Raw genomic sequence first — 16,795 nt, 5'->3', positions numbered from 1 at the left:
CGTAACGTATGCAGAATAAAGAGTAATGTTGATGGACAAACAACCCGCCGTAACATCATAGCGGGTTGTTTGTGGTAGGGCATACTTTGATATCGATGCGCTAGTATTATAGTAACATTCAGTATTATCAGTAATATTCACGTAGAACTTGAATTCCTTTTACCACATTGTATACAAAACTCAAGCCGTATATGACAAAGAACAGAACGACAAACCCGATTGCTGATGCTAAACTGTGGGCTGTTATGAAGAAATACAGTAGCGGGATTGCGGCAAGGAAAGGAAATACATGGGAGAAAAGTGCGCGTTTTGCATGTCCTGCAATGTATTCATCTCTCGCCACAATCCATACAATTATGGGAAACAGAAACGGGGCAAAGAAAATGCTGAAGTAGGATAGTGATGATAGAAGTTGTCTCATAAATATTCTCTCCTTTAATAGAATTTCATAAATGTATGTATGCAACAAATTACCCAGATGGGAGGGAGGTGAATAAGTATACACTTGGTAGAAGTACTTCTGATTCGATAGGCCTCGTTATTATTCAATATTGCCTCAAACAGATTACCTTATTCGGCTTGTTGTCTAAGTATACATACTCATACGACGCTGGTTGTTATTAGGATGCATTATTAATTTTCAATAAAACTATTGCTAAAAATAGAAATCGGAGTATAATAGAGATCGTGCCGAATTTTATTGTACATATTTGTCTCAGTAGCTCAGCAGGATAGAGCAACGGCCTTCTAAGCCGTCGGTCGGGGGTTCGAATCCCTCCTGGGACGTCAGTAGAAAGCTTCCTTCGGGAAGCTTTTTGCGTTCTAGGGATGAGAAGCCCAATGGGTTCGTCGGTGCATCCGCATCGATAGCATGAACTTCGCAGTCTCGACTGGAAGGAGAGTATCCCTCCTGGGACGTCAGTAGAAAAGCTTCCTTCGGGAAGCTTTTTTCGTTCTAGGGATGAGAACCTCAATGGGTTCGTCGGAGCATCCGCATCGATAGGATTCATGTGATGTGCATATTTCTCCTTCATCTTTATCCTTCATCGAGCTAAGCATAGGTTCTGCTTACAATACTGTTGTTTAATTGTTTTTTCCTATAAGTGAAATAGAATATATATATTTTATCAATAAGAAAATCTGTGCCACAATGAGGATATCAACAGTGAAAGCGACGGTGGAGCAGATGAAATCAATTAATCAGTGGCAGGCGCAAGAGTATGACAATCAACTGGCTTTTGTATCGGAGTATGGAAAAAGTCTCATACCCTGGCTTCGTCCGACAGAAGGAGAATCTATCCTTGACCTTGGCTGTGGAACCGGTGATTTAACGCATGAGATTTCCCAATACGGGGTAGCAGTGACTGGCATAGATGCTTCCTCAGACATGATTGCTCAAGCGAAAAAAAAGTTTCCGGAATTGGAGTTCTGGGAAGCGGATGGTCAGCAGTTCGAAACAGAGCGACAGTACGATGCGGTCTTTTCTAACGCTGCGTTGCACTGGATGCGAAAGCCTCGAAATGTCGTAGACGGTGTGTGGCATGCACTGAAGCCTGGAGGACGATTTGTGGCCGAATTTGGCGGTAAAGGGAATGTGCAGATCATCGTTAACGCACTGGAGGAAGTGCTGGAACGGCATACAGGGATCAAGGCTTCCGAACGTAATCCATGGTATTTTCCGACAATTGCACAATACAGCACTCTTTTGGAAGACAGAGGCTTTGTGGTTCGTCAGGCCTATCACTATGACCGTCCTACCAAACTAGCAGATGGGGAAGATGGAATCATAGGCTGGTTGGCTCATTTTGGAGATGACTATTTTGAGGGTTTCAGCTCTGAGCAGGTGAAGGAATGGTGTCAGGAGATTAGCGAGATCGTGATTCCTAAGCTGTGGAAAAACGAAGCGATCTATGCGGATTACAAACGCCTTCGTATCGAAGCATTCAAACCGGAAGTTTAAGCATTAAACTACTTAAAGTTGATGTTATATGAATTTAAATTGTTTAACTTGCAATATTTTTCTCTCAATTCTTACATTAGTAAAATAGTTTAAATCCAATGGAACCTGAAAATCCCCAATGAAAACAGGAAAGAACCATGCCTTTCTTTCGTTCAGAAAAGCGTGGTTTTTTCCTGTTTTCATACCGGAAATTTAAAATTTGAATATCCAAACGACAAAAATATACAAATGCGAATATTTGCCCTACCAAAGACCCATATAAGTAATTTCTATAGCATAATGTAAGTATTTAGAAGGAATTTGTGATATTTTGGTAGAATAATTTACCAGGGGTCAAACATCTTGCAGATTGGCGGTGAACTTGGTCGAAAGTATTGCAGTGCTTCTGGCAGCAAGATCCCATTGGTGAGGCATCTACACGAAGAAGGAGGGCATAGCCTTGAATAAACGATTAATATCTATGTTAATGAGTGTCCTTATGGTTTTTTCCCTTATCCTGCCTGCAGCTGGAGCCGCTTCTGCGGATTCCGCAATTCAACTGGATAACACATTAAACAGCACCAAAGCAAAGCAAATGAGAGAAGTGCTTGCCAATAGGGAAGCTCGAATTGCTGCCGATCCAGTTTTGGATGAAAGCCTGAATGGTCTTGGTGGAGAGAACACACGAGTCATTGTTGAGCTTTCTAACAAACCTGTTGCTGTAGCACAAGGCGAATCAACCCTCTCAGGAAGATCATTTACCTCCTCTATGGAAACAAAGGCTGTGACTCAAGTTGAAGACCAACAACAGTCATTTGTACATAGCCTCACTCAGAAAAAAATCAAACACGAAGTGCTGGACAACTATGCATATGCCTTGAATGGTGTAGCCCTTGAAGTGAAGGGGAACCAATTGGGACAATTGCTTCAAATACCAGGCGTAGTCAGTGTCTATCCTGACTATGAAGTGAAGCTTGCCCCAGATAAAGGCGAAGTGAATCCACACATGAAAGATACAGCTCCATTTATCGGAGCACCTGAAGTATGGGATTTAGGGTATAAAGGAAAAGGTGTAAAAGTTGGCGTTATTGATACCGGGATTGATTATACACACCCGAATCTTCGCGATGCTTATAAAGGCGGGTGGGATTTTGTAGATAACGATAATGATCCATATGAAGCCACCTACCAGGATTGGAAAGCATCGGGCCAGCCTGAGTTTGATGACAGAGGAAGCTCTTATTATACTTCTCATGGTACACATGTCTCAGGAACAGTAGCTGCTCGTGAAGCAGGGGACTATGGCATTGTGGGTATCGCTCCTGAAGCGGATATTTATGCTTACCGTGTTTTAGGGCCATATGGCAGTGGACAGACATCCTGGGTACTGGGCGGAATTGATCGTTCGGTAGCCGATGGAATGGATGTTATTAACCTGTCCCTTGGTGCTGCAAACAATGATCCTAGCTATGTCACTTCGGTTGCATTGAACAACGCGATGTTGTCTGGTGTAACTGCGGTTGTCTCCAGTGGTAACAGCGGTCCTAATCGTTATACCCTGGGTTCTCCGGGTGCTTCGGCTATGGCAATTACCGTAGGTAACTCTACAGGGCCTAGTCAGGTCATTACGGCGAATACACATTTCTGGATTGGTGAAATAGGTGAGGAAGCGGCGCCTGAGCAACAGCCAGCTCCAGAAAATGAGCAAACTCCAGAATTGGGAAATGCAACTGATACGCAGGAACCTGCCGTTACACCAGTAACCGCACCAGAAGGTGAAGCGGAAGCGACTACATCGGGAGACGAAGTGGGAGATGCTGCATCTGCACAGCCTGAATCTGATCAAGCTGAGACCCCAGTAGTCAATGCTGGCAATGAAACTGTGGACGAAGCGGCTGCTCCCGCAACAGGAGCTCCAGCGAATACAGAGCAAATACCTTTAGCTGTTACTGAATCTGTATACCGTCTGGATGTGATGGGATGGAGCCTTGCGGCTGATCCTGAAGTGGTTTTAACAGATCGGTATAACGTTCAATTTGCTGCTCTGGGTAAACCTGCTGATTTCGAAGGGAAAGATTTTACAGGCAAAGTCGCGTTGATTCAACGTGGAGAACTTGCTTTTGTCGAGAAAATTGCCAATGCCAAAGCGGCGGGAGTCGTGGCAGTTATTGTGTATAACAATATTCCTGGCCCGATTGGCGTAAGTCTTGGTGACAACTTCGACCTGATTCCGACACTGAGCATGTCGAAGGAAGATGGTGAAGTGGTTAAAGCTCAATTAGACGCAGGGCAACCTGTTGAAGTAAGCTTCAGTGATTTTGAGCGCAGTCAGACACCAGGGGATGAGATGAGTTCTTCCAGTTCCCGCGGGCCTGCAAAAGTAACGTTGGATATCAAACCGGATGTTGTTGCACCAGGCTCCAACATTTTATCCACCATTCCTGCTTATGGTAAAGATGAGCCAGGAGCCGACTATTCCCAAGCGTACGATCGCAAAAGTGGAACAAGTATGGCTGCACCGCACGTAGCGGGTCTGGCTGCACTGTTGCTTGAAAAGCACCCGGACTGGACACCTTTTGATGTCAAGGTTGCTTTGATGAATAATGCCAAGATCATGGATACAGCTAAATATGATGTGTTTGATCAAGGTGCAGGCCGGATTCAAGCGGTGAAATCCATTGATCCAGCCGTTTTCGTTAAAGTCATGGATGTGACCCAGTATACCGAGAGTGGAGCAATTGTCGAGAAAGAAAACATCACAGGAAGCATTAACTACGGTAACTTCTTAAGTACGGATGAGAAAACAGTAACCAAAACGATCCAGGTCCAGGCTTTGAACGGAAGTGGCGGCGAGTACACAGTGAATGTGAATCCGACTCGTACCGTTCCTGGAGTAACTGTTGCCGTTGATAAAACTTCATTCACACTGAATGGGGAAGAAGAGCTCGCTGTAACGGTTACGGTTCCTCGCGGTGTCACTGCACTAACCGAGGCACAGGGCTACATTGAAATTACAAATGGAACCAACACGTTTACTGTACCGTATGTGGCTCACTTTAATGTGACTTCAAGCGGCGTGAAATACATTGAAACGGTAAAAGGAACTGCAAAAAATCCGTTTTATTATCCGTTGAAGGCAGACGGTTCCCTGGATACGTTGAACGTTGCAATGGAATTCCATAATCCAATGACGTTTGCACTCATTGAGATTTATAACGGCCTTGATCCTGAAGGTGGTCACTATCAGGATGGATACATTGGCTCGATCTTTGGTAATTACTATAACTTCAACGCAAATGCCAGATACACGCTGGCCTGGGATGGTCAGTATTCGGATTACACAACGGAAGAAGTCACCGAACTTGCGGATGGTTTGTATACCGTAGATATCACAACCATTGGCACGGATGGCAAGACGTATAAGGAAGATACACCTCCATTTTTGGTTAAAAAGACAGCTCCGGCAGTAACTGCTCCGGAATCATTGGAGTTCAAGGCGGAGGATGCTGTTGTAATCGGTGGTACGGTAGATGATCTCTATTTCCGTGCTGCGCCTGCACTGGCTAAAGGGTGGAGCATTACGCTCGATCCGACGACAGCGCTTAAAGCATCCTACATGGTGAAAAAAGAAGATGGCTCAACGTTGAAAGAAGGTACGTTTAATGTTCAGGCGGACGGTAGCTTCCAATATCCATTGGAAGGTGTTGAAGGCGGCACGTACACGGTGGAAACAACGGTAAAAGACGAGCAAGGTCTTGTTGGTACGGCTAGCACAACGATTACAGTGGAATCTGCACAGACTGAACCTGAAACACCAGCTACGAAAGTGCCTGGAACACCTACGTTGTCCCACAATAACGGCTTTGTGAACGGTCTGTTAGGGGGCGATTATACGGTGTCCATGAACATGTGGTGGGGTGAGAATGCGACGAGTTACAAGTTGTATGAGGATGATGTATTGGTTGATACGCAAAAATTGACTTATAACGCACCTTGGGCTCAGTTTGCTCAAACGAAAATTAAAGGTAAAACCAATGGTACCTACACGTATGTTGCCGAGTTGGCCAATGACAAGGGCGTAACGCGCAGCCAGACGCTGACTGTACGGGTAACCGATGCTTTGCCTGGCAAAGCAGTACTCTCTCATGATAACTGGGATGTGGACGGCAACTACAAAGTGATGATGAACTTGTGGTGGGGAACCAACGCAACCGAATATCGTCTCTATGAGAATGATGAGTTGATTGATACACAGTCACTCAAAGCTACCACGCCGCTGCCTCAATTTGCGGTAACCGCAGTAAAAGGCAAAGCATCTGGTACGTATACGTACCGTGCCGAGCTGCTTAACGCTGCAGGAGTGACAACTACCAATACCATTACGGTGAAGGTGAAGTAAGGGCAGTACGCATTTATGGTAATCAGGTAAAAGTATTGGTTTTGAGCTAAAGCTGTTACTTCAAGCGGATAGTTTGGGAAAAGTAGTGCCTCGTCCCCTGACCGGCGTGAAGCCGGTAATCGGGACATAGGAAAAAAACGGCCTCCCCCTGTTAAGCGTACAGGGGGAGGCCGTTTTTTGTTGTTGCTTCCAGGGAAGGATAGGTATCCGATCTCCTGGTGAACTTTTTTTATAAAACTATGAAACGGTTCGGTCTTTGCTCGCCTGAAGTCCTGTCATAAGCAGTCCGATCGCAAGCAGTACCTGAATGAGCAATGGAAGTGTCCATCCTTTCGTCCAGTCGTGCATTAAACCGAACAGTAATGGGCCTCCTGCCGCAAGCATATAACCGAAGGATTGAGCCATTCCGGAAAGACTTGCAGCCTCTCGCGCATGTTTGGTGCGAAGTACAAAAAACATCGTTACCAAACCAAAGGAGGCCCCGGCACCAATACCGGCTAGAGCAACCCCGATGGTGACGAGTGCAGGTACTTCGCTGAAAAGTAACGCATATCCGATAATGAGGCACAAACACGTTATGGTGGTGAGCAACCGTTGATCTCGTGTTTTTCCAGCCAGAATCGGCACGATAAAGGTAGCGGGTACGCTAACCATTTGCATCAGAGACAACATCCAGCCAGCCGAAGCAGCACTGAAACCCTGATCCGCGAGAATCTCGGGAAGCCAGGTTATCGTTGTATAGAAGATCAACGATTGAATGCCCATGAACAACGTCACAAACCAGGCGAGAGAAGAAGTACGTAAACGTGTAGGTGCGTTCTTGCTCTGGAAAGTGACATAGAGCATCTGTTTGCGCCCTCTCCGTGCCTGCGGAAGCCATAGAAAGACAGCCAGTAGGGATAGCATGGCCCACACTCCTAATGAAGCCCGCCAACCAAGCGAGGAGGCTTCTGCCACGGGTACACTAAGACCGGAGGAGATCGAGGCAAACATATTCATCGAAACGGAATACAGTCCGGTGACAATGCCGACTCGTAACGGGAAATCACGTTTGATCAGACTTGGCAGGAGTACATTGCTAAGGGCAATACCGCATCCTAGAAGCGCTGTTCCCGCATAAAGAGCCAGAACGGAGGGGAGTAAGCGCAAGGTGATTCCGCTGGTAACAATAATGACAGCAAGCAGGAGGGCAGTCTCCAGCCCAAAACGTTTGGCAAGGCGCGGAGCAAAAGGGGAGACAGCTGCAAAAGCAATCAAAGGCAATGACGTTAGTAATCCAGCCATCGTATGTCCGATGCCGGTATCTGAACGAATTAAGTCCACGACGGGACCAGTGGCTGTAATGGGCGACCGCATCGTAGCGGCGATAACAATAATTCCAGTGAGTAACAGCCCGAATTTTTGAGATGTTTGTTCAGACTGTTGTTCCTTCCCGGAAGGGACAAAACGCTGTTGTTGTGTAGGTGAGGACATCATTAATCTCCTGATTCTGAATATATATTTAAAGCAAGTTATTGAACCAACAAAGTACAACTTCAGCTTCTAAGGAAGATGATATGTATGGATTGGTACAATGTTCATTAAGCAAGCATAACATTGTGTGTCATATCGGGCAATGGAGAGTAAAACTTAACAAAGAGTCGGTCTGCTCTTTCTGATCGTTTTAAATTAATATTACTAGTTGGATTAAGTGGTGTGATAGATGATTTTAGTATGATGTAAGTACTTGGCACGCCCTGTCCCTAGCATGACTTGAGTGATTGTGATGGAGCCGGAGTAGAATCGTAATTGGCTCAATATGGACACTTTATTCTAACGATTACGAGAACCCTTATTTGGAAGAACAAGACTTTCTCGAATTCTAACGATCCCTAGGAACGCTATTTAGACAATTTAGGGCGAAAAAACACAAAAAAAGCACGAAATCGATGAAATAAGCCCTCTGGTGACCGTTAGAAAATAAAAACGGTGAAAATGGGAGAAATAAGCTTCATGGTGATCGTTAGAGGTTTTGGTACGATGGCGAGGTGTTGATGTATTTGTTAAATGGTTTAATAGCTTTCAGGAACGGTTTGCTTCCTTGAGTCAGAGCCAGGAGGTAAGGGGTGACGAAGTGAATACCTTAGAAACAAGGCAACCGAACCTAATGCTCCGACGAACCATCTGGGGTTCTCATCCCCAGAACGCAAAAAAGCTTCCCGAAGGAAGCTTCCTTTTTGACGTCCCAGGAGGGATTCGAACCCCCGACCGACGGCTTAGAAGGCCGTTGCTCTATCCTGCTGAGCTACTGAGACATGAAATTTTTCAAGCAAAAATGATTTTATCATAAATAAAAAAATATATCAAATATTTTATTTTAGGCTTGTTTTCATATATGATATTTGGCGGCCGCAACGTTTTTTTCTTTCTAATTAAGGTTATGTTAGAATATCAGAAGAAATCAGAAAATAGATCCGTATTTCCTTGATATATATCTATTCACGGTCGATTCGGGCTGGAGATTCAGGAACAGAGGAGGTGCTCCTATCAAGGAATCCACAACCCCGGAAACCGAGCGCAACAACAAAATTGTGCTGTTTCCAAAAACGCTGGACTATTACCAGATACAGTTGACAGTTATGCTTGAAAATGAACGTTACGGTGAAGCAATGGACTTGCTTCGCTTTTTGTTGCAATGCCAAGGGCAGGAAGAACGTCACTATGACGAGTGGAGGGCGTTGCTGGAGTGGCTGCAGGCTGCTTTCCCTCAATATGAAGAAGCAGAATTGCAGACCATTCGAGAAGAAGAGGAAGACATCAGCGAGGAAGACATGGCAAGGCAACACGCCAAGTCGAAACTTGCTCAGGACGATGGTTACGCGGATAAATTGCTTCGGACAGTAATGGAAGGCCCGCTTTCTGAACAGACGATGCTAGCTCTCGAACAACTGGCATTTTTGGACGTTCCGAAAGTGGATGAAGAGCTGATTGGGTGGCTGCAAACAAAGGTGCTTCATCCACTATTACAGTTCAGAGTGATGCAAACCCTGCGTCGTAGAGGAGTACAAGACATCATTCATTTCACTAGAGGTGACGAAGAAGTAGAGGTTGATATCGCTAACGTTCCACTTAAACCGGAAGAATTTCCGCTTCAGATTGTGCAGATTCTGGAACGGGTGGCAGACCAGACGGAGGTTCATGAACCTACGCTGTTTTATTTTGCCCAGGAACTGTGGATACAATATGTTATGGCGGTTTATGGAACACGGGATTACCAGTCAATGCTCGAGCAAAATGATGCTATGGCGGACATTTGGGCGGCTGCGCTACATATGACGGTTGCAGACAGTCTGGGAGGCTCGCACGATGAGGAAAATACGCGTTCGATGTACGCTGTGACAGGTGCAATGAGGTTTCGACTGGAGCAGGCGTATCGTTCTATGAAACAGTTTGTTTCTGCCGGTTTGGACGGTCATTAAGAGCCGGAAACGTTTACCTTAAACCGTATCAAGGGATTCCCCTTGAAAAAGAATGTAAACTTGTTTATACTAAAATGGTTATTTTGTACGTGATCGCCTACGTGAACATGTGAATTTTGGAGGGGAAAGTATACAATGAAAGCAACTTGGGAAAAGATAGAGAAGAACCTTGGGGTTCTTGAGGTTGAAGTCGGTGCAGAGCGCGTAACAGAAGCACTCGACAAAGCTTTTAATAAAGTAGTGAAACAAGCAAACGTGCCTGGATTCCGTAAAGGTAAAGTGCCACGTCCAATCTTTGAAGCTCGTTTCGGAGTGGAAAGCCTTTATCAAGAAGCAATCGACATTTTGCTTCCAGAAGCTTATACAGAAGCAATCGATCAAACGGATATCTTCCCAGTGGATCGTCCAGACGTAGACATCGAGCAATTCGGTAAAGGACAATCCTTCAAATTTAAAGCGAAAGTAACTGTGAAACCAGAAGTTACCCTGGGTGACTATAAAGGAATCGAAGTTGCTGTAGCTAAAGGTGAAGTAACGGACGCAGAAGTTGCAGAAGAGCTTGAGCGTTTGCAACAGCGTCATGCTGAACTGGTTGTAGTTGACGAAGGTGCTGCGGCGAACGGCGATGTTGCTGTAATCGACTTCGACGGTTCTGTTGATGGTGTACCTTTCGAAGGTGGACAAGCTGAGCGTTATTCCTTGGAACTGGGTTCCAACACATTCATTCCAGGTTTTGAAGAGCAAGTAGTGGGTCTGTCCACTGGCGACTTCAAGGACGTGGAAGTAACTTTCCCAGAGAGCTACCATGCAACTGAGCTGGCTGGCAAACAAGCGGTATTCAAAGTGAAAGTTCATGAAATCAAACGCAAACAACTTCCAGAATTGGATGATGAGTTTGCCAAAGATGTTAGCGAATTTGATACTCTGGAAGAGTACAAAGCCGACCTCAAAACACAACTGGAATCCCGTAAAGCAGACGAGTTCAAAGCTGCACAGGAAAATGCAGTTGTAGAAAAAGTAGCTGAAAACGCTGAAGTGGACATCCCTGCAGCAATGGTTGACAGTGAAGTACAGAACATGATGCGCGATTTCGACAACCGTCTTCGCAGCCAAGGCATGAACCTTGAAATGTTCATGAGCTTCTCCGGTCAGACTCAAGCTGACTTGAGAGCACAAATGCAAGACGATGCTTCGAAACGTGTTCGCAACAACCTGGTGCTTGAAGCAGTAGGCAAAGCGGAAAACATCGAAGTTTCTGACGAAGAAGTGAACCAAGAACTCGAGAAAATGGCTGAATCTTACAAGCGTCCTGCTGATGAGATCCGTGGCATCCTCGAAGGTAACGGTTCCCTGGAAAGCCTTCGTGATGAAGTTAAATTGCGCAAAACAATCGAAGTTCTCGTTGAGAACAGCAAAGTTGTTGAGCCAGTTGAAGCTCCAGCCGAAGAAGCTACTGCAGAAGCTGACAAAAAATAAGACAAGCTGTGTGATTTTGACAGCAATATAAACGATAAGGCACGTGAGTCATTGCGTGCCTTATTTTTAAATTAAAGCATCCATTTTATAGAAAAATGAGTGTTGATATGGGATTCTCATTCGTTTATTTGCAAGGTGCCCATTTTCCGTTGATTTCAAACCTTTGTTCTTGGGTGGAAATAAAAAAACACCAAGACGGCATAGGATGGATGTAATTTGCACATACATAGAAAACATGGTTAAATATGATCAGGCTAAATCGTAAATATCCCTAAGATAACGTGTTTTCTGAAAAATGACATTGTCACAGGAACATGTTAAAATGATTTTGGGTTTGCTTTACAGTCAGCCTATGTCTAATTACATGTAGAAAAGAGGTTGGTCTCATGAGTCTGGTGCCAATGGTTGTTGAACAAACCAATCGAGGCGAGCGTTCTTACGATATATATTCACGTTTGCTGAAGGATCGCATTATTTTTCTGACCAGTGCGATTGATGACGATGTAGCCAATCTTGTCATAGCTCAGCTTTTGTTTTTGGCAGCTGACGATCCTGAAAAGGATATCAGCTTGTATATTAATTCACCTGGTGGTTCTGTTACGGCAGGGATGGGTATATACGATACGATGCAATTTATCAAGCCGGATGTATCGACCATTTGCGTAGGCATGGCAGCAAGCATGGGCTCTTTATTGCTGACCGCGGGCGCTCCAGGCAAAAGATATGCGCTTACGAACAGCGAAGTCATGATTCACCAGCCGCTTGGCGGCGTTCAAGGACAGGCTGCGGACATTAAAATTCACGCAGAATGGATCATTAAAACTCGTCAGAAACTGAATCAAATATATGTTGATCGTACAGGTCAGCCCCTTGATAAAATTGAGCGGGATACAGACCGTGACTTTTTCATGAGTGCGGAAGAAGCAAAAACGTACGGCATTATTGACCAGGTGCTCAGCAGACCGATCAATTCCTAAAGGGGTGGTTTCATGTTTAAATTTAACGATGAGAAAGGGCAACTGAAATGCTCTTTTTGCGGTAAATCTCAGGAGCAAGTTCGCAAGCTGGTCGCTGGACCAGGCGTATACATCTGTGATGAATGTATTGAACTTTGCACCGAAATCGTAGAGGAAGAACTCGGTCATGATGAAGAAGTAGACCTGAAAGATATTCCGAAACCAAAAGAAATCCGTGATATTCTTGATCAATATGTTATTGGTCAGGAACAAGCGAAAAAATCTTTGTCTGTAGCTGTGTACAACCACTACAAACGGATTAATACGCAAAGCAAGATTGAGGACGTAGAACTGTCGAAGAGTAACATTTTGCTGTTAGGACCTACGGGTTCCGGTAAAACGTTGCTTGCACAAACGATGGCGAAAATTCTGAACGTTCCTTTTGCTATTGCGGATGCAACTTCATTGACAGAAGCGGGATACGTGGGTGAGGATGTCGAGAACATTCTGCTTAAATTGATCCAAGCGGCTGACTATGATGTAGAAAAAGCAGAACGCGGCATTATCTATATCGATGAAATTGATAAAGTAGCACGTAAATCGGAGAACCCGTCCATCACTCGTGACGTATCCGGTGAAGGGGTTCAGCAAGCTTTGCTGAAAATTCTTGAAGGTACAGTTGCTTCGGTGCCGCCACAAGGTGGTCGCAAGCATCCACACCAAGAGTTCATTCAGATTGATACGACCAATATCTTGTTCATCTGCGGTGGTGCCTTTGATGGTCTGGAGCAAATGATCAAACGCCGGATCGGTAAAAAAGTGATTGGCTTTAACGCCGCAACGGAGCAAAAAGATCTGAAACCGGGTGAGTACCTCGGTATGGTATTGCCAGAAGATTTGCTGAAATTCGGTTTGATTCCCGAATTCGTAGGTCGTCTGCCAGTAATCTCTACTTTGGAGCCGCTGGATGAGGATACATTGGTACGGATTCTATCCGAACCGAAAAATGCGCTGACGAAGCAGTACCAAAAACTGCTTGAGCTTGACAATGTCAATCTGGTGTTTGAACCGGGTGCATTGCTTGCGATTGCCAAAGAAGCAATCAAGCGTAATACGGGTGCACGTGGTTTACGGGCGATCATCGAAGGTATCATGCTGGAAATTATGTATGAAGTGCCTTCACGTGAAGACGTAACCAGCTGTGTTATTACCGAAGAAGTTGTTGAGAAAAAAGTTGTGCCTGAACTTGGCCAATCAAAGGACGATAAGCAGGAAGAGAGTGCCTAATTGGTGCTACTTCAGCTGAGCTTTGAAATATAGACTTGTCAGTTCTCCACTTGGGCAGAAGGCGTATATATGGTCTTTTGTCAGAGTGGAGCTTTGACGTTGTGGGGAGAGAAATCACTCATGTATTTAAGACAGGACACCCGTCCCGTAAAAGTAGGGAATTTGACCATTGGTGGCAGTAACGAAGTTATTATTCAAAGCATGTGTACAACTAAAACAGCAGATGTCGAAGCGACAGTTGCAGAAATTTTGCGATTGGAAGAAGCCGGATGCCAAGTGGTACGTGTAACGGTGAATAATGAGGAAGCTGCGGCAGCGATTAAGGAAATCAAGAAGCGGATTCACATCCCGCTCGTGGCAGACATTCATTTTAACTACAAGCTTGCCTTGCTTGCTATCGAGAATGGCATTGATAAAGTTCGGATCAATCCAGGTAATATCGGTAAACGTGCTAAAGTCGAAGAGGTTGTCAAAGCATGCAAGGAAAAGGGGATTCCGATTCGAATCGGGGTAAACGCGGGTTCACTAGAGAACCATCTGCTTGAAAAGTACGGCTATCCTACAGCTGATGCTATGGTCGAAAGTGCGTTGTTCCACATTGGCATTTTGGAAGAACTGGATTTCCACGATATCATCGTGTCACTCAAAGCGTCGGATGTACCGATGGCCATTGAAGCTTATACGAAAGCAGCTCAGATTATTCCGTATCCGTTGCACCTTGGCATTACAGAAGCGGGTACATTGTTCTCAGGCACGATCAAAAGTTCCGCGGGCATGGGCGCACTGCTCTCCATGGGGATTGGCTCGACGATGCGTATCTCGCTTAGTGCCGATCCGGTAGAAGAGATTAAAGTTGCGCGTGATCTGCTCAAAACGTTTGGACTCATCTCCAATGCGGCTACACTGATCTCTTGCCCAACTTGCGGGCGTTTGGATATTGATCTCTTCTCCATCGCCAACGAAGTGGAAGAGTATATCTCCAAGCTTAAGGTGCCGATCAAAGTATCTGTACTGGGCTGTGCGGTAAACGGCCCAGGAGAAGCAAAAGAAGCGGATATTGGCATTGCCGGTGCCCGTGGAGAAGGTCTTTTATTCCGTCATGGACAAATGATCCGTAAAGTGCCGGAAGAGATCATGGTAGAGGAATTGAAAAAAGAAATCGACAAAATTGTTGAAGCGTATGAAGAAACAGGGGTTATCCCTGGGCGTTCGCACTAATTTTTTTGTACAAGTGTTCCCAAAAAGAAATGGCTCCTATCATCCAAGCGATAGTGATACGTTTAAATAGTTGTAATGTGAAAGCCTGCCATACGTGGGGGGCTTTTTGCTTGCTCATGAACAAATTATCAAGCACAAATTCGTCTTGTTCCGTTTACGTCTCGTCGAAAAGGCTATACTACCAAGTATTAGCATGATTACAGATGAGAAGAAGGACAGAACAGGAGGATGTTGAGATATGGGTGAGTTTGGCATGGTATTCATGTTGATACAGTTATTTTTTGGCGTGGTGATCGGATTATACTTCTGGAACTTGCTACGAGGCCAGAAAACGAATCGAACTGCTGTTGAGCGTGAATCGCGAAAAGAACTGGAGAAGCTGCGCAAGCTACGTTCGATATCACTGACGAAGCCACTGGCGGAGAAGACACGTCCAGCCACCATTAACGATATTGTTGGGCAAAAAGACGGACTACGTGCACTCAAGGCCGCTTTATGTAGTGCCAATCCGCAACATGTGATTATATATGGCCCGCCGGGAGTAGGGAAAACGGCAGCCGCAAGGGTAGTGCTGGAAGAAGCGAAAAAAAACCCGACTTCTCCCTTCAAAGCCGATGCTAAATTTACGGAGCTGGATGCCACAACGGCTCGTTTTGATGAGCGAGGTATTGCGGACCCACTCATTGGTTCCGTTCATGATCCGATCTATCAGGGAGCAGGAGCTATGGGCGTCGCGGGAATCCCTCAACCGAAGCCGGGTGCTGTGACCAAGGCACATGGTGGTATGCTTTTTATTGATGAAATTGGAGAATTACATTCCATTCAGATGAATAAACTGCTCAAAGTGCTGGAAGACCGTAAGGTCTTTTTGGAAAGTGCGTACTATAACTCCGAAGACACGCATACTCCTGCTTATATCCATGATATTTTTCAGAATGGGTTGCCTGCTGATTTTCGTCTGGTTGGAGCGACGACACGTTCCCCGCATGAGCTCCCTCCTGCCTTACGATCACGGTGTATGGAGGTCTATTTCCGTCCATTGTTACCAGAGGAGATTGGAAGGATTGCGGAAGATGCTGTACAGAAAATCGGGTTCAGTCCTTGTCCGGATGCCGTAGATGTGGTCAAGCGATATGCGACCAATGGGCGTGAAGCGGTCAATATCATTCAGCTAGCCGCTGGACTTGCACTCACTGAAAAGCGTGAGACACTTCAGGCTTCTGATGTCGAGTGGGTTGCCGGGAGCAGTCAGATCCAGCCAAGGCCGGATCGTAAGGTGCCTTCACAGCCGCAGGTCGGGTTTGTCAATGGGCTCGCTGTTTACGGACCGAATATGGGTACCATCTTGGAGATTGAGGTGTCAGCGGTTCCTGCACCGAAAGACCAGGGCCGCATCAATATCACAGGCGTCGTGGATGAGGAAGAGATTGGAGGCGGTTCCCGTACACTTCGGCGGAAAAGTATGGCTAAAGGTTCGGTTGAAAATGTGTTAACCGTCTTGAAAGCGATGGGCATCCGCACGAGTGATTATGATTTACATGTGAATTTCCCGGGAGGTACGCCGATTGATGGTCCATCGGCCGGAATTGCCATGGCTACAGCAATCGCTTCAGCCATTCAAGGACGCCCTGTAGACCACGAGATTGCTATGACAGGCGAGATTAGTATCCATGGCCGCGTTAAACCGATTGGCGGTGTACTGGCGAAGGTGGAGGCGGCTTTCCAGGCTGGGGCGAAGACGGTCATTATACCGGCGGAGAATTGGCAGTCCATTTTTGACAATCTGGATGGCTTGCGGGTGATCCCAGTAGATACGGTTCAGGATGTATTCCGTGAAGTCTTTGGTTGGGAACCGGGAGCGCAACAAGTGGAACAGCAGGTAGTTGCAGAAGAGACGGCATTACCTAAACCGGAGATCTTTCCTCCGGCATCCGCCTCCTTTTTAAGGGCAGAGTCACCTCGTCCAGGGCGAGTTACAGATTCGGGAAGCTGCTAAGCGCTTCCCTTCATTGGTTTTTTATGTGAACATTTGATAGAATAATGAATGACTACAACCTGAGAG

Annotated in this window: 10 protein-coding genes and 2 tRNA genes; 9 read left to right on the top strand and 3 right to left on the bottom strand. The window is 45.7% G+C overall.

What is annotated here, in order from left to right; genetic code table 11:
- Positions 1-127: 127 nt before the first annotated feature.
- Complete coding sequence (locus M3629_RS17240; protein WP_145335335.1) at positions 128-421, bottom strand: DUF4870 domain-containing protein; 294 nt, start codon at positions 419-421, stop codon at positions 128-130.
- A 291-nt stretch (positions 422-712) separates the two neighbouring features.
- Here M3629_RS17240 and M3629_RS17235 point away from each other — a divergent pair.
- The 3 genes from M3629_RS17235 to M3629_RS17220 all read left to right on the top strand — a co-directional run bounded on the left by M3629_RS17235 (position 713) and on the right by M3629_RS17220 (position 6,338).
- Positions 713-786: transfer RNA gene (locus tag M3629_RS17235), tRNA-Arg, on the top strand.
- A gap of 379 nt (positions 787-1,165) precedes the next feature.
- Positions 1,166-1,960 (top strand): class I SAM-dependent methyltransferase, encoded by a 795-nt coding sequence (locus M3629_RS17230; protein ID WP_353056755.1) that lies wholly within the window; start codon positions 1,166-1,168, stop codon positions 1,958-1,960.
- A gap of 439 nt (positions 1,961-2,399) precedes the next feature.
- Positions 2,400-6,338, top strand: a complete 3,939-nt coding sequence (locus tag M3629_RS17220) for a S8 family serine peptidase (RefSeq protein WP_285888890.1) — start codon at positions 2,400-2,402, stop codon at positions 6,336-6,338.
- A 237-nt stretch (positions 6,339-6,575) separates the two neighbouring features.
- Here the strand turns inward: M3629_RS17220 and M3629_RS17215 are convergent, their stop codons facing one another.
- Together M3629_RS17215 and M3629_RS17210 are read right to left on the bottom strand one after the other, a co-directional pair.
- Positions 6,576-7,814: a CynX/NimT family MFS transporter gene (locus M3629_RS17215; protein ID WP_251508704.1), complete on the bottom strand. Its 1,239-nt coding sequence runs from the start codon at positions 7,812-7,814 to the stop codon at positions 6,576-6,578.
- A 744-nt stretch (positions 7,815-8,558) separates the two neighbouring features.
- Positions 8,559-8,632, bottom strand: a tRNA-Arg gene (locus M3629_RS17210).
- 276 nt (positions 8,633-8,908) lie between these two features.
- Here M3629_RS17210 and M3629_RS17205 point away from each other — a divergent pair.
- From M3629_RS17205 to lonB, 6 genes are all read left to right on the top strand, one after another.
- Complete coding sequence (locus M3629_RS17205; protein WP_435368240.1) at positions 8,909-9,796, top strand: hypothetical protein; 888 nt, start codon at positions 8,909-8,911, stop codon at positions 9,794-9,796.
- A gap of 135 nt (positions 9,797-9,931) precedes the next feature.
- The gene (gene tig, locus M3629_RS17200; RefSeq protein ID WP_251508701.1) at positions 9,932-11,272 is read left to right on the top strand and encodes a trigger factor; all 1,341 of its coding nucleotides are present in this window, start codon (positions 9,932-9,934) and stop codon (positions 11,270-11,272) included.
- 386 nt (positions 11,273-11,658) lie between these two features.
- A complete protein-coding gene (gene clpP, locus M3629_RS17195) occupies positions 11,659-12,249 on the top strand; it encodes an ATP-dependent Clp endopeptidase proteolytic subunit ClpP (RefSeq protein WP_090919143.1) in 591 nt (196 codons plus the stop codon).
- 12 nt (positions 12,250-12,261) lie between these two features.
- Positions 12,262-13,515 (top strand): ATP-dependent protease ATP-binding subunit ClpX, encoded by a 1,254-nt coding sequence (gene clpX / locus M3629_RS17190; RefSeq protein WP_090919142.1) that lies wholly within the window; start codon positions 12,262-12,264, stop codon positions 13,513-13,515.
- Positions 13,516-13,635: 120 nt separating this feature from the next.
- Positions 13,636-14,733 (top strand): flavodoxin-dependent (E)-4-hydroxy-3-methylbut-2-enyl-diphosphate synthase, encoded by a 1,098-nt coding sequence (gene ispG, locus M3629_RS17185; RefSeq protein ID WP_090919140.1) that lies wholly within the window; start codon positions 13,636-13,638, stop codon positions 14,731-14,733.
- A 238-nt stretch (positions 14,734-14,971) separates the two neighbouring features.
- Positions 14,972-16,729, top strand: coding sequence for an ATP-dependent protease LonB (gene lonB / locus M3629_RS17180; protein ID WP_090919138.1), 1,758 nt, complete (start codon positions 14,972-14,974; stop codon positions 16,727-16,729).
- The last annotated feature ends 66 nt before the right edge of the window (positions 16,730-16,795 follow it).

This window comes from Paenibacillus polysaccharolyticus (genome assembly GCF_023714295.1).
GTDB classification, from domain to species: domain Bacteria; phylum Bacillota; class Bacilli; order Paenibacillales; family Paenibacillaceae; genus Paenibacillus; species Paenibacillus polysaccharolyticus_A.
The sequence above is the reverse complement of the archived record's forward strand: the minus strand, read 5'-3'. Positions and strand labels throughout refer to the sequence as shown.